This is a genomic window from Bacteroides sp. AF20-13LB (assembly GCF_003603065.1).
Taxonomy (GTDB): domain Bacteria; phylum Bacteroidota; class Bacteroidia; order Bacteroidales; family Bacteroidaceae; genus Bacteroides; species Bacteroides uniformis.
Window position 1 is genome coordinate 151,324 of sequence record NZ_QTMH01000006.1, and the last position, 21,581, is coordinate 172,904.

The window sequence follows — 21,581 nt, forward strand, 5'->3', positions numbered from 1 at the left end:
TAAGTGACCATACTTGATTTATGAAGCGACAAGACCTATCTTTTCTCCGAAGAAGGAATCGCATACCCCGTACACATGCTTGATGGAGCATTCATATTTTGAGTTCTCGCTGTCAAGACGGAAGCGGAATCCGTGATAGTCCCTGACTTCCAGTTTCAGTCTGACATCTTTCAGGAGTTCCATTTCCAGGAGGCTTCCGCCGCCGTACATGGAGCTGAAGATGCCGCAGCAGTTGCCTTTGGGAATAATGACTTCCCCAAGCGAGAATCCGGCATCATAAAGTTCCTGCAGGCTTACCTTGCCGATATAGGTCAGCAGGTTGGCACCGCAGCAGGAGTTGATGAGTTCCTGATAGAACTGTTCATAGGATACCTGTTCCTTGCCGTCCCTGTATTTTTTGTCAGGGAACCGGCCATATACCGTGTAGCCTTTCTCCACCAGCATTTTCTTCACTTTGGCTGGATTGAGGTTCAGCGCGTCTATCATATCCCCGAAATAGGATTCCTTGTACCGGTATCCTTCCTGCGATTCCAGCCAGTTGGAATTGATGCAGTCGTAGTTTGACAGCATCTCGACACGCACGGGGATGTCATCCGTGTTTTTGAGAAGTTCTTTCAGCGTGTCAGAGTCGTTTCTGTCATAGATTTCTTCCCTGATTTCGTCTTCGTGTTCTTGAAAGAACTTGTCCACTTCCTCTTCCCCGAAATCATGGAAACGGATACATTCATCCTTCAGCTTTGAGACGATTTCACGGACAGCTTCCCATTCGGCGTCACCGTACCATTCGTCCACTTTCTCCCACAGACTTTCACAGCTCCTTTCTTCCAGACACTTCTGGATGGTGTCACGGCAGTTGTCGAGATTGTCGTTGTAGTCCACCCATACCAGCGTGTAGGACTTGTCCATGAGCGATTTCACGAATTCCATTGTCAGTCTTTCCTGTTCTTCCATTTCTGTTACCTGTGTACGGCAGGATTCTGTTTCCCGTACATGTCGTTTATAAATGAGAAGAGCGACCTTTCGGCCGCTCCCTTGTCATTCGTTCTCTTCCTTGAGCCTTTCATATTTCTCTGTTTCCATTTCCGTCTCGCCGTCGAAGTGGAAATGTGCCATATGACCGTATCCGGTTTTAGGCTCACCGCCGCATTTGTGCAGTGCGGTGTCTATTTCCCAGTCGGTATCACCGATGCCGAGGGATATGTATGTCCCTCTGAGCATACACCCGGCCAGCCTCAGTGCGGCATCCTTCCTTTTTTCCCGGCGGAGCCTGTCAAATGCCGCGAGCGCGATTTCCCGGTTGGGTATTTTTATCGTAGTTTCCATATCGTTTCATTTTCAGTTTGCCGTTTCCTTGTCTTTCCCGCTGTCTTTTGCTGCCAGGACACCGAAAGGCAGATCGAGTATCCTGTGGTTAAAACATAGCGTTGAATTGTAGTCCGTGCGTTGCCAGAGGGTAAAATGGTCTCCGGCGAACGACCATCTGAAATAGCCTGACAGTGAGCCGAACTGCGGATTGACATTCCTGCTTATGAGGAAGCGGTTCACGTCCACGATGTGTCCCGCCGTCAGTAGTATGTTCAGTATTTCCACGAATGCCAGCTGCGAGTATGGGTCGATAGGCATTACAGGTCCTTTGAAGTTGATTTCCATATCTTTTGTCTTTTAGTCATAATTGTCATCAAATATCTCGTATCGGAAGGGAAGCATGTCGCAGTAGTAGCTTGATACGCCCGTGTATATCAGGGCATCTTCTCCCGTGTCCGCGTCTTCTTCCGTTTCCGTGACGGTATCCCCGTACAGGTCATGGTAGTGTGATACCATCATGTGCGGGTCATCCGTGGTGATGTCATATCCGTAACTTCTGCTCCAGCTTATGAAAAACTCCGTTTCTTCCTCTTCGAGCCTTTCAAGGGCATCCCTGATCTCGAAGAAGTTGGGACAGAGCCATTCACGGCTGATCAGTGTGTCCGGAATGTTTTCCCATTTCGGATACCGGTATTCCGGTTCCTTTTCCCCGGGAAACAGGTCGGAACAGGCACTCAGGAACTCGCCCATGTCGCTGTAGTCGGACAGGTGCAGCCAGTAGTCCCTGTAATCCTTTATGTCAATGAGATGCTGTGTGGTCACGGCAATCTCTGCATTGTTCAGATCCATATTACTTGTCTTTTATGTATGTGGATGCCGGGGATTCCATTCCACCGACCTCGACAAGGTGCCGTGTCCCGGCTGTGCAGGGTTTTTCGGGAAAATACCGCAGCTCCGCGAGGATGATTTTCCTGAAAACCGCCTGCGGCCTGACCTTGCTCAGCCGATGGGGACGCGGCTTACCTTTGTCGGTGGGAATGGAACTCCCGGTCTTCTTCATACGGTTCATATTTATTCTGTTATGCGCTGGCTTCCCCAGCTGATGTGTATTTTGCCTTCACTGTCCTGCGTGCGGATGAGCAGGCTGTCGATGACAGACATCGTGATGTCGAACTCCTCGAAGATTTCTGACTGTTCTTTGACCTCACCGGTCTTGATGAATTCGTTCAGACGCTCCTTGGTCAGTACCAGTGCCATCAGGTTCTGTTCGACCGAATCTTCGTAGGTGACGTAGTGGACATCCTTCATTTCTTTGGAATCGAGACGGATGAAACGGAAGTAGAACTGTTCCATACGGGGGATGTTCCACTGCAGGGATTCCAGTATCACGTCGTTGCAGGTAGGTATGTTCACGGAGCTGCTCAGGCTCTGCTGTGTGCATATCAGGATGCCGTTGATGGTGGAGTCGAATTCGGTCACGATGCTCTGTCGTTTCTTGAAGGCTACATCTCCCTTGACCACAAATACAGGTCTGTCGGGAAAATATTCCCGGATATAGCTCTCGTAGAGGTCGAAGGCCGCCAATGTGGTACATCCGATGGTAACCTTACCCGGTATTGTCCTTATGAGCCTTTCAATATAGCGGGTCTTGGAAGGATAACTGTCACCGTAGTATCCCTCTATCAGGTGAGGTACCGAACAGGCTTTGATAAGCAGCTTGATCTGCCTCATGAGTCTCAGTCCTGCATCCTTTTTCGTGTCTCCCGTGCTGTTGTAGTACAGCTCACAGATGCGGCAGAATTCCTCGATGATGACACGGTATACCTCGTGTTCTCCTTCCGAGGGACGGACGGTATGTGTCCGTATCCGGTATTTCTCTCCTGCGAAGTCCCTGAATTTACGCGTGATGACCGTCTTGCCGATAAGTTCGGAGAGTTCGTCCTTGTTGTACACGTCCTGGTTCTGTTTCTCGATGCCGAATACAGTGGCTTTCCCCGGACAGTGGCAGGCACGGAAAAGGACATGCCCCCTGAAGGCGGGGAACGGTGTTCCGTAATCCGGGTTGTTCTCTTCCTCTATCTCGTGGTCCCTGTTTTCGTGGTAGACCTGCGGGCTCCAGCATATCATGTTTACGGAGTTGTTGTAGAGTAGTTCGAACTGGCTGTACAGTTCCGCGATGTTGTTGCGGGTGGTTGTTCCCGTGTCGAGGATCTTGTACCTGAGCCTCCTGAATATGCACAGGATGTTTCTTGTACGCTGCGATGTGGGATTGGTGATTTCGTCCGACTCGTCGAAGACAAGGCACAGCTTGCCGGAAGTGCGTTTCACGAAACGCATCAGTCCTCTTTTCAGTTTCCGGAGCATGGAGGTGGAGACGACAAGGAATGTCCCTTCCGGTATGTTGTTGAGGTCGCCGGCGGTCTGTATTGTACGGAAGCGTTCCTTGTTTATGGTAAGGAACGGTATCCAGGTCATGTTGGTGGCGATGGCCGGGGCAAGTATGATGACGTTCTTTGCCTTTCTGAACTTGAGCAGGTATTTCGCCCTGTGATAGACGGCGGCAGTCTTGCCTGAACCCTGCTGCCAGTTCAGCAGGGCGTAGCGTTTCTGCAACACGAGGTTCAGGTCGTGTTTCTGCAAGTCCGTGAATTCGCAGACTTCACCGTCCTTGTTGATGAATGTGGTGCGGTCCAGGTATTCCTTCAGGCCGGCATCTTCCCGCATATCCGCAAACTGGAGATTCTGGGTCTCGTATTGCCTCTGTTTGCGCCGTATCAGTTTACTGGCGGCACGGATCTGCCGCATGTTCTTTTCTGTGACGTTTTCTGGCATCGGGAGTTCGGCCCTTCCGAGTATGAGGTCGTTGATGCCTGCGGCCTTGTGCGTGACCTTGTCAAGCAGACGCGGGGCATATTGCTTCAGCTTGAAGCCGTAGGATGTCTTCACCAATGCCACTTCCTTGCGCTGCACCACGTTCTGCGAGGTGATGTACCTGCGGATGATTCCGAGAACCTTGCCGGTGGTCAGCTTCTTGCGTTCCCATTCCTTTATCTGTTCCCGGGTGGCATTTTCCGGCGGTTTCTGGTTGCGGAATTTGGACACCAGCGCCTCCGCCTTTTCGACATGCCTGTTCAGCACGGCATGGGCTTTCAGCTCGTACATGTATTTGGCAAGCCTGTACTCGAACTGTTCCAGCTCTTCTTTGTCTATATGGTTGCACTCCCGCATCAGCTGGAGGCGCAGCCGGTGTTTCATTTTCCGCACTTCGGCTATGCGTTTCTTCAGCTCATCCATGCTGACAAACTCTTCCGCGTTGTACGGCTGCATTTCAATATGGAGGGAACGGCGGAGGAATACCATGATTTTTGTTGCGAAATTCTGCACGCCCACCGTAGAGAAGGCTGAATGTTCCAGCCTGGTCTGGCCGATGAAGGAGAAATTCGAGTTGATTTTCGCCACGCGTGTCTTTTCCCAGAACTCGTTCTGCATGAAGGAGAGAGGGACGATGACCATCAGGATTCCGGCAGGGTTGAGCACGTCATAGGCCTTGTCCATGTAGAATTCCTGCGACAGCCTGTAATCAAATTTCAGGTTGAAGGGCGGATTTCCGACAATGATGTCGAAACGCTGTTCGGGATTGTACAGCTGTATGTCGCATTTCTCGATATGAGCTTCCGGGTAGAGGTATCTGGCAACGGCCACCGCCTTGCCGTCAATGTCGAATCCGTAGGCATTGTGCAGGTTGGGCAGATGGTTGAAGAAGTTGCCCATGCCGCAGCACATGTCAAGTACCATTTCCGCCGATGTCGGAGAAAGGGTCTCCACCATGCTCCGGCATATGTCGTGCGGGGTGAAGAACTGTCCCATCTCGAATTCCTTCTTGGCCTCGGCGTATTCATGGTAGCTGGTGAAATCCGACTGCCTGAGGTTGTGCAGTCCTCCGATTCCCGTGTAGCAGTTGTAGATGCTTTCCTTCGGAACGAGGTCCTTGCCGGAGTCTATGGCGAAAAGGATTTTCTCGTTGATCTCGGCACGCCTGTCCTGGGGTATCTGTTGGGGTATGATGGCATACATGTCTTTTCTTTTTTAATGGTTGGAAACGAAGACACCCCGCAAGGATGTCTTACGGGGTGTCTGAATAAGTATTTCATGAATCACTCTTCTCTGAGTGTGATTTCATCCAGCCGCAGCCTTCTGTAGCAGTTCTCTGCGGCCTGGCTGTTCTTGAAGCGTACGTCGATGCGTCCGTTCTTGTAGAACTTGATCTGTTCTGCGTTGCTCAGGGTGAGGTTGTACCATTCGGTTATATCCACATCGCGTCTGTCAAGGCCGATGACCATACCGCTTGAACCGTTTATCACGTCATCTGCCCCGTATGCGATACCTTCGCAGAAAATGTCCACTTTCCTTCCGCAGTCATACGAGAACTCATATTCCCGGTGGTATTCCAGATGGATGCTGTCCCAGGACACGATGTCAGGGAAAGTTATCTTGTCCTTTTTCAGTTCGGGCTTCACCTTGCTCCAGCGGGAAGGCTGTACCGTTTTCAGGAAACGGGTCAGCAGTTCTTCCTCTGCGGTCTCACGGAAACTTTTTCCGCCGAGGTGTTCAATGACCATGTCCACGTAAGTCTGGTAGACCGGACGGAATCCCATGCGCATGGCCTTCTCGTCGATTACAGGAATGGGTACGTCTACATTGTAGGTCCTGTTGAAATAGGAAATGATGCGATTCGCGAAATTCGCGTTGGCATTGCAGTTGTTGTCCGCAAGCTCGTTGATGAGGTCAAACGGTTTGAATTCGTTGTGGGTATAGTCATCCTCCCCGCTGTTGTTGAAATAGAAATTCCGTATGGAGACCTTACCGTTATCCTCATACTTGAAGCTCTTGATTTCCCGGTACCGTTCCGCTTCTTCCTTGAAGATGGCATACCAACGGTCGATACGGTCAAGCGTCTTGTAGAGCTGGTCCTGCTGGAGCTGGCAATACTGCCTGTCCTGTTCTGTAATCTTGTCCTCGTTCCTTACTTGCACGTTCAGGATACCTGTGAGCAGGTCAGTGTGGCTGCCTGCTGTTCTTGTTGCTGTTGTCTGCATAACTGTATTGTTTTAGAGATTGTCAATTTCGGGTTTGATACGGTAACAGTAGGTGATGTGGCTGTCCATGTCCTTGACCAGCTTGACCTGTTCGGGATAAAAGTTGAGACGCCGTTCCACGGCCTGGACATCTATTTTGTCCCACTCGTGCTGCGGCAGGAACCGGTTCTCATGACGGAAACACCAGAGAACGATATGGTTTTCCTGGTTGCCCTTGAACACGGTCCCTTCATAGTCCTTCAGGAACTGTAGGAAGTCCTCTTCGGTCCTGAAAGCCTTGTCGAAGCCTTGGTACAGGTTACGTGCGTCCGGACCCGTGTTTTTTGTCAGATAATACTGTCTCCATGTCTCAGTGGTGAAATCGCCGTAGAGAGGGTCAGGTTCGGAATAGGACCATAACGGCACTTTTGCCGTGAATGCGACGGCACCGTTGGCGCACGCACCGCAGTTGCCCCAGTCTTGGAATATCCCTTCCGTCCATCTGACGAACTTCAACTGGAGGGGGTCAATATGGTGGAAGGATCCTCCGCTGACACTTAAACCGATACCGTCATACTCTTCCCATATGAAAGGGATATAGGGGATTTCACAGATGGAAATCAGTCCGTCCGTATTTTTGCGTTTCTCGATGAGGGCGTTGCCGTAATATTTCCCGTATCTGTCCACATAGATGAGTCTGTCACCGACCTGTGGAATCTTTTCAGAGCGTGTCCTTTCTATCAGTTCCACATAACCGTTGGCCATATCCACGTCCTGCTGTGTCAGCCGGTGTTCATGATCGTACAGAATGTTCAGTGGTTTGAGTGTTTCCACCGTGTACTTGTTCTTTGTTGCCTGTAACATAACATTTGATTTTTTGTTAGTCCGGCTTCTGGGGCCGGAGTTCCCATAACTACAGGCTTTAAAAGGTCGTGTTCCGTACATGCAAGGCTTCGGGAAAAAATACCGCAAGCCCTCCGGGGCGAGGATGATTTTTTCCACGAACCCGAAGGGCTTGGCCTTGCTTGTACAGGAAGAACACGAATTACCTTTGCCTGTGGTTATGGGGACTCGGCTACGGTATGCTCGTTTTTCCCGATATGTTTTTATTCCGTAAGATTGCAGCCGTTTATATGGCCTTTTCAGAAAGAAATGTTATCTTTGCAGGTGAGATAAAGAGTTATTTGAAAGCATGAGAAATATGGCGGTTCGGAACAGTCCGGCTTTTTCTTATCCATTGCCCGTTCTCGTGTGAGTTTTATCCAATCTGTTGATAGTCAAATAAAACCTACCTGATTACAACAAATATACGGAATCTTTTTTATTTCCTCCCTCATCTGTCGTATTGCCGTAGAATGCACTTTCGGCTCTTTCGTCAATACCATCCACTTCATTTTTTCAAACTTGTCCGGTTGCCTGAAGCTTGGTTCCGCATAAAGCTTCGCAAGCAGATAATAGGGATAAATACGTCCCGGCAAACGATGGGTGGAACGGATAAACCAGTCTTCCGCTGACAAGCAATCACCCATCTGCTGATAGTTTTTGCCTATCACATTCAGTATCATGGGGTCACAACTACGCTGTAAAGCTTCTTTCAAAATACGGTTGGATTTACTGAACTGCTGCTGCTTGTGCAATCCATGCCCATATTCGAACAAGAAAGATGCCCGGTCCCTCAACAGAGGATAAAGGCGCCCGTACTCTTTCTCTGCCGATTGATACGCACCTGCATTATACAGCACCCGCGCATTCATCCACTCCCGACAGGCCTGCTCCACTTGCAAGTCATTCTTCAGGCGAAAACCGCCAATGATGCCTACTGATACAGCCAGCCCCAACCATTGCCAACGGTCGGCACCGGACAAGCACGCCACAAGCAATCCTCCAAATGTAACGATAAATACCGGAAGTTGTAGCGGATAGGAGGAAAAAGAAAATATCATCAAGGAAAGAATGGCCCCACAGATACCATAACGTCCTTTACGGACTCCCCTATACAAACACAGCACGACCACAACCAATAGACATACAGCCAAAGGAATACCCAGTTCGACCGCAACCTGCAGATATTCATTGAATGCATATTCCGGACTTCCCGCCACACGTTCCTCCCACGGTTCATAATCACCTGCTGCAAAATAAGTTTCCTGCGCATTTCCGTAGGCTGCTGCGAAATTATGAATCCCATATCCGGTCAACGGCTTTTCTGCAATGGCACGACAAGTTATCTTCCACATGAAAAGACGGCCACGTGCAGAATCGGGTTTCAAGACAAACAGTAAATAGCCCGCCAATAGCAAGACACAGAATCCACCGACCACTACCATCACCACACGCTGCCTTTGCTGCTGCCATAATAATCTGAACTTATCCGTCCAATCCATATGCCAAGCATATACACACAGACAGGAAACTCCTGCCGCCAACCATGCCGAACGGCTCATTCCTGCCGGAAGCACACAAAGGATAAGCAGCATCACACCACCAGCGACCATAGCTCCAACTTTATCCATCACCTTTTTCCATCCTTTCCCGTCATTCCGGTCAGAGCAGAGAATCTCCCCCCTCTTGGTCAGCCATTGATGCAGACAGACCGGAAGTATCATGGCCAAATAGCCGGAATAAGGCCCCGGATTGAAGAAAGAACCTGTCAATACATACAAGGAATGGTTGGACACAGCATAACCATAAAGCTGCCTCAATCCCCAAACAGCCTCAATGCCCCCCAGCATTACCAATACCCACGAAACCGGTATAAAAAGAAAATACCTTTTTTCCATCATCAATCCAGCCATCAACAGACATCCTGCAACTACCAATGCACTTTTATCGAAATAGAGCCATTGCCCTATAACATCAGCTACAGGAAGTCCGGAAGAAACGTTACATGCCAAAGACAATAAAACTATACAAGCAATGTAGACCAAACTTCCAGTCAATAGATTACGTACATTATTCATTCTATCTATCAAATATTCAATAGTATTCTATAATTCACCAAAAGATTTGTTTCCCGTCTTTATATTCAAAAATCCGTTCATCTTTACCGGCTGTGTGATTCTTCAGATAAAATAAAGCACCTTGAAACCCTGAATAGACAATAGAATCTGACACAGCCATTTGCCGCCCGACAGAATTCCATTTTCCTCCACCCCAATAAAACAATTCATACAAATTACCTTTATAAATAAAATTCACCTCATTACGAGGAGTATACACCACCTTCTCCACACGATGGGGACTTCCAAAGTCCATCCCGGTCCATCCTCCATCCGGATGTATATAATCAAATGAAGTATCCGGATTACCGTCAAATGCGTTCAAATATTCATGTGTATTGTCTTCAAAACTTCCCGGAGTACCTATGATTTCCCCATATAGAGGTATGGTATCTTCCGTATTCTCATAAAAAGCCAGTTCCGAGATATTACAGAAACATCCGTCAGCACCCTTATAGCGCATATACCGATACGGTTTATCAGACTTCAACCGGGCCACAGTATATAGCCGATACGGAGCCTCCTTTATCAAAAGTAGAGTATCCTTCCACCCAAAGTCTGCCCGGTCGCTTCCTTCCACTACTCCCCCAATCATCCGGTCATTGAAAAGAACACTCAAAGTAAGATGGCACTTCCTATACAAGACCAATTCCTGCTTTTCAGCTTCCGGAACAATGAACCGTATCTTTCCGGTTTCACGCTCCAGAAGAAAAGGAGAAGATACTGCAGCGTATTCCTTTCCGTTCCAGGCAGCCAGCGTAAAGACCGCCCCGCCTCCCACATCCTCAAAACGAGCCTCCCCCTTCTTAAAGAAAGTATATCCTATAGGTTGCCATTGTAGTCTGTTGGCAAGGCACAAATACACCATATCCCCCTCACGAAACTGTCCGGAAAGCAAAGAATCCGGAAGAGCTACAGTCCAATTCCTGCTACCGGTATAAAGTGCAGTGACATCGCGGAAGAACGGACGTCGGAATGCCGGGTAAACATCGGAATATTTCCCCAGTTTCCGTACCGCCTCCTTATCAATACTATAGGTTGCCCGGTACATTTTTCCCCTCGAAATGCTATATTCTTCCGCTTTGCTCCATACTTCTTCATAAGGAAGATTTGCAATGTATGTCTTTCCTTCCTTATCCAAAACAAAATTCCAGAAATGAGAGGCATTGTTGTCTCCTAATACCATCACCCTATCTACTCCGCACGGAATGCCCAATGCCCGCAACACATATATCATGGCATCCGTAAACTCTCGGCAACTGCCCGTATGCCATTTCAGTACATCCGGTCCCAAATGAGGCCCCACCGGAAAAAGAGCCGTATTCCGGTAGTTCGCTTTCCGCAACGTATCCATCAACAACTGGGCGGCAACCTTAGGATTATCAGCCTCATCTGTCTTCCTGAATTCATCCAAAATCGGGCTATAGCACTCATAAATTTCTTTGCGCCAGAGAGAAAGCGGCTCATCCCCTATTCTATAAGGCAATATATATTCGCAGAAAGTATCAAAATCAACATGCTTTCCCCAAGGTTGCTCCCGCCAGACTTTGAATGCCCATTCTATATGATTGACCAAAAAAGCGGAATCCACCGTCATAATGTCCCTCTTATAAGTCAATTGATTTATAGAAAATTCTCCATCTGCTCTTTTCAAGGAATCAATCAACTCTTGCACATGCCTGGAATAAGGAAATGAAACGTATTCACTGAAATACTTCCTGTAATTCTCCAAGGCCTTTCCCTCGTAAGCACCATGAAAAGGCATATTCTCTATCAGAAAACAAGCAGCACGATATTTGTCACCGTCCTCTTCCTTGTAACGGTCCAGTACCTTTTGCAACTCCGCACGGTTATCACCGGCAAGATTCAAAGCTGTGTCCAACCACTGATTTTCCGAAGAACAAGCCATAAACAGACCTGCTGTAAACCATACCCATACACACCAATGTTTCATATCACTATTCCATTTTTTTCTATTCCAATCTGAAAGACAATCCAATCAATCCTTACAATCCGATACAAATACCTGCTTACCATCTTCCATATGAAATATCAGTTCTTCTTCTCCACGGGTACTGTCATGCAAATAGAGCAAAGCTCCCGATGGTATCCCGTCATATGGCAGAAAAGGTTTTTCTGCCATTTTCTTCCCCAATGAGTTCCAACAGCCCTCTCCCCAATAGAAGAGTTCATAACAATCCCCTATCCTGACAAAGTTATCATCGTTACGGGGCATATACATAAAATTGTCTATAGTAACAACCTTTCCAAAATCCACCGTTACACTTGCACCGGGTTTTGATGAAATGAAATACGACAACGGTTCATTATCATAGACCTGATAGGCAAAAGTATTTGCTGTGGCTGGAGCATCTCCCCAACTGTCTATAGGGACAATCTCTTCCTCTCCTTTATAAAAATGCATTTCGGCAACTTCCGCATATCCCTCTGCCGAAGAACAAAAACGGGCATAGCGACCCCTTACCGGTTTCTCAAGAATAACGTGATTATAATTGATACCGGGCGTATCTTTCACAGTACACAACAACTCCGCATTTTTAAAATCCTTATCACAAGCCGCCTCAAAATGCCCGTCTTTTATCCCTCCCATATAGTTCCTGATACGTTCCGAAAGAGGGTATTTCCGATACAATTCAGCAGAATAGCACTTGGAGGTATCTGCAACATAAGGATGTATATCCTTGCCATCAAAATAAAAAGGATTTCCAATAGGGCGATACTGCCCGTTTGCGAATGCCAACAATATATAAACCTGCCTCGAAGCCAAATTCCTGAAAAGCGCTTTTCCACTTTCTACCTTAGTAAAATCTATTCCCCGCCACCCATAAGCACTGAACAACCCCACATAAACATAATTCCCGTCCATCCCTTCTACCGGCAGTTCCAGATTCGAATCAAAATAATTATCCGACACTTTTCTTGCAAACACATCCTTAAAAGCAGCCGGTACGGACCGGTTCCGCATAAAATCGCCATCCATGTCCCATTGTCTGCCAAAACACCGGCGGTAAACCACGCTCGGGCGCCGACTGTCAATATAGAAACTTCCCCGTTTCGGCTTCCGGGAAGGGAAAGTAAAAGGAAGGCAGACACCCGTTACATCCCTCACCACATTCCACACATGCCCTTTCCGTGTTTCCGCATTGAAAGTATAGAAATCATAGGCTACCGGGACGCCGATGGCCCGCATCACATAAATCATAAAATCACAAGCATCCTGACACTTGCCGATACGATTATGCAGCAGGTACTCTCCTCCCAAATGCGGATAGTTAAAGACCCATGTAAACCGGTAAGGGTCTTCCTTCTGCAAATACTCCCAAACTACGCTAATCGCCTCCACTACATCGATACCCGTATAAACCTCGTCCAGCAAAAAGGAATAACGGTCATGGTATATCTGCCGCCAGTTGTCCGGAGTCTCATTTCCGATACGATAGGGAAGCAGCCATTCACAGAAATCTGCAAAAGAAAGGGAAGCATTCCACGGACGCTTTTTCCAACCATCAAAAGCCAAATCAATGTTATTTATCAAGAATTCAGCCCTTATATTCAGTACATCCGGTTTTCTCTGCAATCCGGAAGGGGTATAATAATCCCAATCCGGTACGGCAGTATCCTTCAGCATCACCCCATAAGCATCTGCCGAAGCCAGCACTGTTTTCAAAGAATCCAGTTCTTCACCTTCAAGGGCATAGTGATAAGGCATATTTTCTATCAAGAAACAAGCGGCTTTATATTTTTCAGGCTCATCTTTATAATGTTCCAGTACCTTTTCCAGTTCGCCTTTGTTGGTTGCAGCACACTCCAGTGCGTACTCCAATCTGCCGGAAGCATTGCAAGCCTCCAATATCCCGGCAATCAATAATATCCAGAGCAATTTAAACAGAACTTTCATCTTAGTCTATTCTTTTAAAGATACGTTTCCATCTCATTTTTCCAGTATTCGGGCTGACGGACTTCCATACCAGCCATGCCCTTCCCACTATAAATGGTTCCGGCAGTAATCCCCAGTAGCGGGAATCTTTTGAATTCACCATCTTGTCACCCGAAACAAAATAATAGTTCTCACAGAAGCGGTAATTGTGTATCACACTGTCCCCCAGCAGAACCGAATCTCCATGCAATGTCAGTTTCTTTTTCTGTTCCCACTCTATCACGTTCCGATACAGCAACCGTGTTTCCGGATTCATTCCTACCACGCTGCCTTTGGCCGGTATATAAAGAGGCCCAAACTCGCTGATAGTCCACCCATTACAGCCACCATCGGGAAAGCTCTTAAGAACAAGGCCCCGTTCCTCCGTCATGCCCGAAGATATCAATTTACCTAATTCCTCCTGCGCCTGCACATTTCCTGCGATACCATCAAATCCGGACACACGATAATGTGTATTCCTTATCTCCAACGTATCACCCGGCACGGCGATACAGCGCTTCACGTAATACAACATCACGTCCAGCGCAATGTTGTCCCACCTGCCCGGATAAGGAAAATTGAACACTAGTACATCATTCCGCTGAAAATTTCTCCATCCGGACATACGGTGCATCCTCACCTCCTTTTTCTCCACGGCATCAAGCACATTGAATAGGCGTGCTCCACCCGAACATTTATCCACCAGAATACAATCACCCGCCAGCAACGACGGTTCCATCGAGTCCGACGGTATCTTGAAGGAGGTCACCACAAACACCTGCAATACTATCAGTATCACAACAAGCAGGCACAGACAGAATAATACGTTTGTTATTCCATTCAACCATTTTTTCAATTGCAGCCGCTCCTTCATCCCATCAATCAGTTATTTTGCATCCCCGCTAATCTTCAATACCAACGGAGAAGTTTCTGCATTGCAATATACCGTTATCGTCTTGTCAAAGTGCTCCGGATGTTCAGCTTTATAAACCACTTCCAAATCTATTTCCTTACCCGGTAATGCCGGTTCCTTTGAATAAGCTACGGTAGTACAACCACAAGAAGTAGCAACATCTTGTATAACCAATGGGTTATCTCCGATATTCTTCAAAGTAAAAATTGCCTTTTGTTCTTTCTGCCAATCAAAAACACCTAACAAGATGGAAACTTTGTCCGTGGCAACTTCTGTTTTAATATCCTTACTTTCATTCTCTATTGCTATACTCTCACCTCGAATTATCTTAACATACAACTCTCTTATTTTAGGATTATGAATAGGATTACCGATAGCAAGTACTTTATTATTCCGATTCAATAGAAAAGTTTGAAAAGTCATATCTGAAGGAAAATGATTTAGCTTATTAAAACTATCATTCTCATCCAAACAAATCGGATACTCAAAACTGTCACGTTGAAATATAAAACGTAGTTCAGACTTATCTTTAGGATAAAAGTAAAAAAGGAATGATACTTTATCATGGTTTAGAGAATCCATCTTAAGTATAAAATCTTTCCAATTTTGCAACTGCAATTTACAGCTCGTGCAACCTATAGAATCAATATAAGTTACTATTTTGTAATCACAGTTATCTCCTGAATGCTTTATAGTGTCTTTCCCTTGAATAGTAAACACAGAATTAGGAGGGAATTGTATTTCTTTTCCTTCCCACTCTCTCACTAATTGTATAACATAATTCTTTGTTTTGTTCTGACAAGAGGAGAACAGAATCAGTAATACCATAATATACATTGTAAATACAAACCCTTTTTTCATCTCTATGGAAATTTATTTTTTCAGTTCATACACCATTGAAAGATTTATAATACATAACATATAATATTAAACCCACCCTCTTCATTTTTTACAACAGCAAACATCTTTTTATCTTTTTCATTAACTGCAATATGAAACACATCCATATCAAGTAGAAGTTCTTTTATGGGATTACCATCCCAATCAAAGACAAATACAGTTTTCGATTTTCTTTGAACTTCATATATTTTCCCAGCCGAATATAAAGCATACAGATACTTAGGTGTTGGGCACACTTCAATAAAACCATGAATACTTTCTTTGGTTAGACGTGTACTAAACAATTGCCCACCATCCTCTACTACAGATTCACATATAGGATTCCCTAAACGCATCGTTTTTTTAAGTTTAATTTTATTATCAACTATTTCAAAGAAATCCAAGTTAGACGAAAAATTAACAGAATAGGCAAACTCATTTTTATACGGATGCTTTGCCATACATCCTTGATTGGAAAGATATCTAGTTATAGCATTGAAACTACTATCAGCAGCATTATAAACATCTATACCATAATCTAACACACGATTGTTTGCATCAAATATTAAATGCTGATAACGCGCTTCATACATTCCTCCTACTACAAAAATAGAATCATTAATAGTAATAAGCCTCGATATTAGAGCATTCGATATTTTATGCTTCGTCAGACGTGTAGGAGCACCATCAACCACACCACTCCGCAAAGAATCAAGGCTATATTTCATCACTATTCTACTTTGGTCATTATATGTCACTAGACACTTTTTTTCTAAATAGCCACTACTACCAAACATTATTTCCAAAGGACCCTGCCCTATATTTCCAAAACGACCAATCTGTCTACCCGACTGTTGATCGAACAATGTAAAACATTGATTGGAACGTGTATCAAAAACAACCAGATTTTCCTCGTCACATGCAATACCTTCTACACGACCTAAGGAATCTTCACTGATTAGGCATTCTTTTCTTTGATTCAAGGAAAACGTTTCAGGAAATAATTCCCCAATTGTTTGAGGTGGTTTATTATTGCAAGCACTTAAAAACACGATGTACAATACTCCCCACAAGAATCTATTCATTTTATTCATATAGTTTATTTTTAATATATTAGTGTCTGAATTTTCAACCCCATGCCATCATTTAACTAAAGTATAATTATTCTTCAAGATTTTGTATATATCCCCAACTAAGTTAGAGACCCCCAAAAAGGCTCAAAGCACACTTATTGTATTGTAGCATCATGAATGACATGGGATTAGATTCCAGACAAATCCTCTACTATAGTTCTAATTTCAAAAGAATATATACTATAAAATCAGTATCTAACTAGTAGATTTAGAAGAGAAATTATAGGAAAATATATTTCTCTAATCGAACTTGTTTTTATTCTATTAACAAGGTAAAGGAAGTCTCAGTCCATGCACAATACCACCACCTACAATGCGATAACACTCGTAACTATATGGACTGCAGCAATAATACCCTCCACTTTCACCACCAGCCAATGCTTCCACATTAGCCAATGTTAAATCAGACAATGTCTCCGATTTCTGATTTGTATAAACACCATATCCTGCAATCGCTACAAATGCTGCAACAAAAGCTATCTTAATCATTTTCTTCATACTATTCTTCAATTTTATTAGTATAAGATTATTCTTTTTTATCATTTACCACAAGCATAATGCTTGCGTACCAGAATCAAGATATAAAAATCTTGGAGAACTCTTTTCTTGCCATACCTATCGAAATGGCAGAAAACACACTCTGTTTTCAATTCAAATTACTATCTTTGCCTCGACCTCCTTTCTTGGTGGGTTATGGAACGGACGGTACGAGATGCACCAACCAAACGTGAACCGTCCGTTCCTCTCCATCCATATTATAGTTTACTTTATTTCATACTATACTCTATTATCGGATCATCTTTATTCACATCCGTTGCCAAGATTATTCCTTTTTGTTCATCTACCGATATGCCATAAACATAATGATCTAACACATACCTGCAGAGAGGTTCGCCGGTCAGACTAAAAACATAGATATACCGTCCTCCATCCGGCAAATAGACACCTTGCTGTACATTTTGCGCAATTTCCTTAAAAGAGCGCCCATGAAAAACCGCATAGATAGCACTGTCTGCCACTTGGACATCGCTAAATCCCATGATACCCGTAGGAATACCATAACCCTGAGAAATCTTAAACTCCGGTTCACCGTGCGGACCGATGCGTACCACATGCGTACTATCTTTCAAATTAAAGACTTCAAGTACTTCGCCCAACTGGGTAACTGCTGCCAGCACTCCATTTCGGGGATTATAGTCGATGAAGCTACGCCATGCCTGAGCCAATGCAGGACGGGCATTCTGTAAAGCCTCCACGTTGGCTGACGGTATTTGACCGGTTCTGCGCAATAATTTCCCTTGATAGTTTACCCAGCAAAAGCGGCTGCTGCCAGATTCGTCCGGAACAATGAAGGTAAAGTCGTCAACCATCACAAAGTCTAAAACGCGAAGCATGTCAGCATCCATATTTATCACTTTCTGAGGAACGATTGAGCAACCCGACGAAGTAAAATCATACTTGGTCAATACGGACTTACCAGCATCAAGTCCCCACAGAGATTGACCATGCCATCGGATATTTTCAGCAGAAAGCATCTCTTCGGGAGCCTCGCCCCGCTTGCCGAACGAAGCCAAATAGCGGAAACCCGGATAGTGGAAAACATGGCAAAAGTAGTCCGTGCCATGCAAATCCATTACCACAGCCTTATCACCCTGCACCCGAACGCGGAACGGATAACGGAACAAAGCGGTGTCCAATGGCTGCACCCTCGCCTTCAGCTCGATTGTTTGCGGAAAATCCATGTAAGCGACAGAAGTTGCTACTTTTTTCTGCGTACAAGAGGAAAAGGATAGTGCGGATAGGCTAATGAGGCAGGCTATAATAAATTTGCACATGAGCTACTCCTTGATTTGTTAAAGGACAAACTATTGAACCACTCCCCAAACATTGGCCGTCACTTCCACTCTCACCAGCAGCCAATGCCTCTATATTTTCCAATAGTAAATCATCCAGCTTTTCCGAATGACTAATTTGAACATAGCTTAAAACTGAAATGGCACTAATTGCCAAAGCTCCTAATAACTTCACCTTGCTTTTCATAGTGTTTTTGTTTTTTGTTACACAAGCAAAGATAAAAGGATTATTTTGGCTTTTGCCAGTCTTTATTTGGAAAACGCCCAAAGTTGGGGCGTGAAAAAAAGTTCACACCCGACACACCAATATGGGTTAACATTTCATCTACTTGGAGATAACAATTTGATACCCCTTCCTTTCCGGCAGAAGAAGAATCTGAACGGAATCGTCCGCCTCAAAGAGTTTACCCAATAAGCTTATTGCTTTTCTGCGGCGGCTGCCTAAATTCAAATCACTCAATGGCCAACCGCAAATTTCCGCTATTTCATCGTTCGTCAGGAAAAGTTCGGACGACTTGGCAAAACCAAGTAATAACTTCGCAGCTTGTGGCGTACAAGATATTTTTTCACCTTCATAAGTCAGTGTATGGTTGACGGAATCAAATATATACTTCCCGAACCGGTAAGTGCTCTTTGTCAACGTATCAGCCGTTTTTCTCTTTCTATACTGTTGACCCCCTACATAAATCGCCAGTCCCAATAACAGAATGCACAAAATGCAGGATAGTATCTGCAGTACATGGTCTGCCCAATCCACACAGTGCCAAAAATCAGGCAGCATATAAGCTGTCAACCTCATTGTGTACATACCGTTCAAATAGTAAGTACCTAAATCATTCTGTGAAGCAATTATAGTTTCATCTCCAGTAGATGATTCTTGCACAATGCCCTTTCCCATCGGATTAACCTTCAGAAAAAGAGCACACATGGCTCCGCCATACCGATCATTCATCTCAGCTTTCCACTCAAGACAAATCTCTTCCAATGGAAATTTTCCATAATAATTCAACATATCGGCTTTAAACCCTACGACATCCAACGGAAATAGTCCTTGTGCCTCTTTCAATGAATCTATTATCACTTCAAATTCACCATCTTCTGATATCGCTTTCCTTTTGGTATGCTTCTTACCACCATCAGACCCAGATGCATAGAACATCCCCAGCCCATCAAATTCCCGATTCACGACCCGTTCCGCAACCTTCCGCAGAGTTTCTACAGCAACCTCCTTAGCCACATCTTGTCCCTGGTTGGCATTATCATATAATGCTACTATCACAGACACTGCCACCACTACAATGGCACATATCCATATCATAAGAATCTTCTTATAGCGTTTCATCTACTCCTTCCTTTCTGTTGCCTATTCATTTCTACCCATGCACTCGAAGAGGCATCCGCTTAATAGCGCCAAAGTTAAACAATAATATAAAGAAAAAAGGAAAATGACTTGAGAAAGAAGGATATAAAATCAAAACAGTTTCTTCTTCTAATCTGCTTTAGCTATTTTCCACCCGCCAATCGTCCGCGTGGAACTGTCAAAATTCACGCCAATCTTGACCACACGCCTGCCGTCCGCCCGGTAAGGGATGGCATACTGCTTGCTGTCAATCTGAGCCAACGCCTCTTCCGGGGTACCGTCGTATTTGAACTCGAAGACATAAACGACATCCTGCAACTGCACCACCACATCCGCACGGCCTACGGAACTCTTCACTTCCGACTCCACATATTGCCCCATCAACCGGAACAGCAAATAGAAAATGGTCTGATAATGCTTTTCGGTCTTGTTCTCCAAATCATTGGGAATGGAGGCAAAGAAGGAACGGGTACGCTCCAGGCAGCTCTCCACATCACCCTTCATCAAGTCGCGAAGGAAAGAGACGACGTAGAAGGTGTTGTTCTGGGCAGGCAAGTGCACGTAAGAGGGAAGCAGGGATTCAATGAACCCTTTACGGACCTCACCGTTGGGATAGGCCAAACGATAGATTTGGAAATTACGGTCATAGCCCTTAATGGTCAGATAACCGCTCTGGTAGAGCACCGGGATGGGACTCGTTATCTGTTCCGTAGGCGCATCAAACTGCTCATCGGTAGCCTCAACACCTTCCAGCGCACGCACATCGAAGTCTGCATGGCGCAGAATATCTATCAGGAAAGTAGGCGTGCCCGTGGAGAACCAATAGTTCTTGTATTCTTTGGAATTGAAAGCATTGAACAGGCTGAACGGGTTGTAAATATCCGCACAAGCCTTACTGAAATGATAACCGTCATATTGCCGCTTCAAATGCAAGCATGCCTCCTCGTAAGTCTCATCATTAGCCTCGGCCATCCGCTCAATATCGGGTTTCAACTGCGTCAGCAGTTCCTCCTCGGTGATGCCGCAGAGGGCACTGAAGTCATCGCGCATACTGATATTTTGCAAATTGTTCAGTTCGCTGAAGATGCTCAGCTGGCTGAACTTGCTGATACCCGTGATAAAAAGAAAACGGAGATATTGCCCCAGCCCCTTGAGAGGACTGAAGAACTTGCGCATCTCGTTGCGAAGCTGTTGTTGCAAAAGGGCATCGGAATTACTGTCAAGCAGAGGAGCATCGTACTCGTCAATCAGCACTACAACCGGCTTTCCGGTCTTGGCGTAGGCACGCAGGATGATGCCTTGCAGACGCTCTGCCGCCCCCTCTTCCTCTTCCTTTTTTCCGTAAATTTCTTCCCAACGGGATAAAAACAAATTCAATTGCCCCGTCAAGTCACGCAGCTCAGTATATTTCGTCAAGCTGAAATCAACGTGCAGCACCGGGCAAACCTCCCATTCCTGCTCCAGACGTTCCATAGCCAGCCCTTCGAAAAGTTCCTTTTTCCCCTGGAAATAGGCCTCCAGCGTAGACACGAGCAAGCTTTTGCCAAACCGACGGGGGCGGCTGAAGAAATAAATTTGGTCTGTATTCACCAATTTGTACACCAGCTCCGTCTTATCCACATACACACAATTCCGCGTACGCAGTTGCTCAAAATTCTGTATCCCTATCGGATAGCGTCTGCCACTCAATTCCATAGCTGCTACTGTTTAAATTACAAGTATGACAAAGATAGCACATATTCCGCAAAAAAGAAAGCACGCCCATGGCTTTTTCATCACAAGCCCTCACTGCAAACCTACTGCACATCTTTTGCAGTAACACTGCAAAGGCGTTGCAGTAGCACTGCAAAACAGTTGCAGTGGCACTGCATCTATGTTGCAGCGGCACTGCAAAAACGATGCACTGGTTTTGCAGTGAGTATTTGGTATCTTTAACATTGGCACCCAAAGCCTTACAGCGGAGCAGAGCCCGTTTTCATCACATAACGCCCTGTCCTGAAAACAGTCAACCAAAATCAGGAGAACAAAAAGGGTGAGGGCAAAATTTGCCCTCACCCTTTTAAATTGCTCTCACTCACCCCTGAAACACCGATGAACAAGCAGATGCAGACAAGCGGTGAGGGTGGT

Annotated in this window: 19 protein-coding genes; all 19 read right to left on the bottom strand. The window is 45.5% G+C overall.

The window, feature by feature from the left end; all coding sequences use genetic code 11:
- Nucleotides 1–18: 18 nt before the first annotated feature.
- Nucleotides 19–951, bottom strand: coding sequence for a hypothetical protein (locus DWX62_RS08640; protein WP_118327891.1), 933 nt, complete (start codon nt 949–951; stop codon nt 19–21).
- An 84-nt stretch (nt 952–1,035) separates the two neighbouring features.
- Complete coding sequence (locus DWX62_RS08645; protein WP_055300433.1) at nt 1,036–1,323, bottom strand: hypothetical protein; 288 nt, start codon at nt 1,321–1,323, stop codon at nt 1,036–1,038.
- A gap of 12 nt (nt 1,324–1,335) precedes the next feature.
- Entirely contained in the window at nt 1,336–1,650 is a 315-nt protein-coding gene (locus tag DWX62_RS08650) for a hypothetical protein (protein WP_005801751.1), read from the bottom strand.
- Between the two features lie 12 nt (nt 1,651–1,662).
- On the bottom strand, nt 1,663–2,154 hold the full coding sequence (locus DWX62_RS08655; protein WP_055300431.1) for a hypothetical protein: 492 nt from the start codon (nt 2,152–2,154) through the stop codon (nt 1,663–1,665).
- Between the two features lies 1 nt (nt 2,155).
- Complete coding sequence (locus tag DWX62_RS08660; protein WP_225226238.1) at nt 2,156–2,365, bottom strand: hypothetical protein; 210 nt, start codon at nt 2,363–2,365, stop codon at nt 2,156–2,158.
- 11 nt (nt 2,366–2,376) lie between these two features.
- On the bottom strand, nt 2,377–5,379 hold the full coding sequence (locus tag DWX62_RS08665; RefSeq protein ID WP_120172742.1) for an N-6 DNA methylase: 3,003 nt from the start codon (nt 5,377–5,379) through the stop codon (nt 2,377–2,379).
- 80 nt (nt 5,380–5,459) lie between these two features.
- Nucleotides 5,460–6,401: a hypothetical protein gene (locus tag DWX62_RS08670; protein ID WP_120172743.1), complete on the bottom strand. Its 942-nt coding sequence runs from the start codon at nt 6,399–6,401 to the stop codon at nt 5,460–5,462.
- A 12-nt stretch (nt 6,402–6,413) separates the two neighbouring features.
- A complete protein-coding gene (locus DWX62_RS08675) occupies nt 6,414–7,244 on the bottom strand; it encodes a DUF4121 family protein (protein ID WP_118686912.1) in 831 nt (276 codons plus the stop codon).
- Between the two features lie 413 nt (nt 7,245–7,657).
- Nucleotides 7,658–9,340 carry an O-antigen ligase family protein gene (locus DWX62_RS08685; RefSeq protein WP_120172744.1) on the bottom strand — a complete coding sequence of 561 codons (1,683 nt, stop codon included), beginning with the start codon at nt 9,338–9,340 and terminating at the stop codon, nt 7,658–7,660.
- A 34-nt stretch (nt 9,341–9,374) separates the two neighbouring features.
- Nucleotides 9,375–11,333 (bottom strand): transglutaminase domain-containing protein, encoded by a 1,959-nt coding sequence (locus tag DWX62_RS08690; RefSeq protein WP_005823867.1) that lies wholly within the window; start codon nt 11,331–11,333, stop codon nt 9,375–9,377.
- A gap of 45 nt (nt 11,334–11,378) precedes the next feature.
- On the bottom strand, nt 11,379–13,298 hold the full coding sequence (locus tag DWX62_RS08695) for a hypothetical protein (RefSeq protein ID WP_005823869.1): 1,920 nt from the start codon (nt 13,296–13,298) through the stop codon (nt 11,379–11,381).
- A gap of 1 nt (nt 13,299) precedes the next feature.
- Nucleotides 13,300–14,190, bottom strand: a complete 891-nt coding sequence (gene lepB, locus DWX62_RS08700; RefSeq protein WP_005823871.1) for a signal peptidase I — start codon at nt 14,188–14,190, stop codon at nt 13,300–13,302.
- Nucleotides 14,191–14,202: 12 nt separating this feature from the next.
- Entirely contained in the window at nt 14,203–15,090 is an 888-nt protein-coding gene (locus DWX62_RS08705) for a DUF1573 domain-containing protein (protein ID WP_120172745.1), read from the bottom strand.
- Between the two features lie 44 nt (nt 15,091–15,134).
- Nucleotides 15,135–16,202 (bottom strand): BF3164 family lipoprotein, encoded by a 1,068-nt coding sequence (locus tag DWX62_RS08710; RefSeq protein ID WP_005823873.1) that lies wholly within the window; start codon nt 16,200–16,202, stop codon nt 15,135–15,137.
- Nucleotides 16,203–16,505: 303 nt separating this feature from the next.
- On the bottom strand, nt 16,506–16,739 hold the full coding sequence (locus tag DWX62_RS08715; protein WP_009037139.1) for an NVEALA domain-containing protein: 234 nt from the start codon (nt 16,737–16,739) through the stop codon (nt 16,506–16,508).
- Nucleotides 16,740–17,008: 269 nt separating this feature from the next.
- Nucleotides 17,009–18,076, bottom strand: a complete 1,068-nt coding sequence (locus DWX62_RS08720; protein WP_120172746.1) for a BF3164 family lipoprotein — start codon at nt 18,074–18,076, stop codon at nt 17,009–17,011.
- A complete protein-coding gene (locus DWX62_RS08725) occupies nt 18,045–18,281 on the bottom strand; it encodes an NVEALA domain-containing protein (RefSeq protein ID WP_207806022.1) in 237 nt (78 codons plus the stop codon). The genes DWX62_RS08720 and DWX62_RS08725 overlap by 32 nt, the downstream gene beginning before the upstream one ends.
- 138 nt (nt 18,282–18,419) lie before the next feature.
- On the bottom strand, nt 18,420–19,436 hold the full coding sequence (locus tag DWX62_RS08730) for a response regulator transcription factor (RefSeq protein ID WP_120172748.1): 1,017 nt from the start codon (nt 19,434–19,436) through the stop codon (nt 18,420–18,422).
- A gap of 147 nt (nt 19,437–19,583) precedes the next feature.
- Complete coding sequence (locus tag DWX62_RS08735) at nt 19,584–21,149, bottom strand: ATP-binding protein (protein ID WP_005823881.1); 1,566 nt, start codon at nt 21,147–21,149, stop codon at nt 19,584–19,586.
- Nucleotides 21,150–21,581: the final 432 nt, after the last annotated feature.

Excerpts from the sequence above, each read along its gene's own strand:
- DWX62_RS08640 (WP_118327891.1), bottom strand. The coding sequence starts at position 951 with ATGGAAGAACAGGAAAGACTGACAATGGAATTCGTGAAATCGCTCATG.
- DWX62_RS08645 (WP_055300433.1), bottom strand. The coding sequence starts at position 1,323 with ATGGAAACTACGATAAAAATACCCAACCGGGAAATCGCGCTCGCGGCA.
- DWX62_RS08650 (WP_005801751.1), bottom strand. The coding sequence starts at position 1,650 with ATGGAAATCAACTTCAAAGGACCTGTAATGCCTATCGACCCATACTCG.
- DWX62_RS08655 (WP_055300431.1), bottom strand. The coding sequence starts at position 2,154 with ATGGATCTGAACAATGCAGAGATTGCCGTGACCACACAGCATCTCATT.
- DWX62_RS08660 (WP_225226238.1), bottom strand. The coding sequence starts at position 2,365 with ATGAAGAAGACCGGGAGTTCCATTCCCACCGACAAAGGTAAGCCGCGT.
- DWX62_RS08665 (WP_120172742.1), bottom strand. The coding sequence starts at position 5,379 with ATGTATGCCATCATACCCCAACAGATACCCCAGGACAGGCGTGCCGAG.
- DWX62_RS08670 (WP_120172743.1), bottom strand. The coding sequence starts at position 6,401 with ATGCAGACAACAGCAACAAGAACAGCAGGCAGCCACACTGACCTGCTC.
- DWX62_RS08675 (WP_118686912.1), bottom strand. The coding sequence starts at position 7,244 with ATGTTACAGGCAACAAAGAACAAGTACACGGTGGAAACACTCAAACCA.
- DWX62_RS08685 (WP_120172744.1), bottom strand. The coding sequence starts at position 9,340 with ATGAATAATGTACGTAATCTATTGACTGGAAGTTTGGTCTACATTGCT.
- DWX62_RS08690 (WP_005823867.1), bottom strand. The coding sequence starts at position 11,333 with ATGAAACATTGGTGTGTATGGGTATGGTTTACAGCAGGTCTGTTTATG.
- DWX62_RS08695 (WP_005823869.1), bottom strand. The coding sequence starts at position 13,298 with ATGAAAGTTCTGTTTAAATTGCTCTGGATATTATTGATTGCCGGGATA.
- lepB (WP_005823871.1), bottom strand. The coding sequence starts at position 14,190 with ATGAAGGAGCGGCTGCAATTGAAAAAATGGTTGAATGGAATAACAAAC.
- DWX62_RS08705 (WP_120172745.1), bottom strand. The coding sequence starts at position 15,090 with ATGAAAAAAGGGTTTGTATTTACAATGTATATTATGGTATTACTGATT.
- DWX62_RS08710 (WP_005823873.1), bottom strand. The coding sequence starts at position 16,202 with ATGAATAAAATGAATAGATTCTTGTGGGGAGTATTGTACATCGTGTTT.
- DWX62_RS08715 (WP_009037139.1), bottom strand. The coding sequence starts at position 16,739 with ATGAAGAAAATGATTAAGATAGCTTTTGTTGCAGCATTTGTAGCGATT.
- DWX62_RS08720 (WP_120172746.1), bottom strand. The coding sequence starts at position 18,076 with ATGTGCAAATTTATTATAGCCTGCCTCATTAGCCTATCCGCACTATCC.
- DWX62_RS08725 (WP_207806022.1), bottom strand. The coding sequence starts at position 18,281 with ATGAAAAGCAAGGTGAAGTTATTAGGAGCTTTGGCAATTAGTGCCATT.
- DWX62_RS08730 (WP_120172748.1), bottom strand. The coding sequence starts at position 19,436 with ATGAAACGCTATAAGAAGATTCTTATGATATGGATATGTGCCATTGTA.
- DWX62_RS08735 (WP_005823881.1), bottom strand. The coding sequence starts at position 21,149 with ATGGAATTGAGTGGCAGACGCTATCCGATAGGGATACAGAATTTTGAG.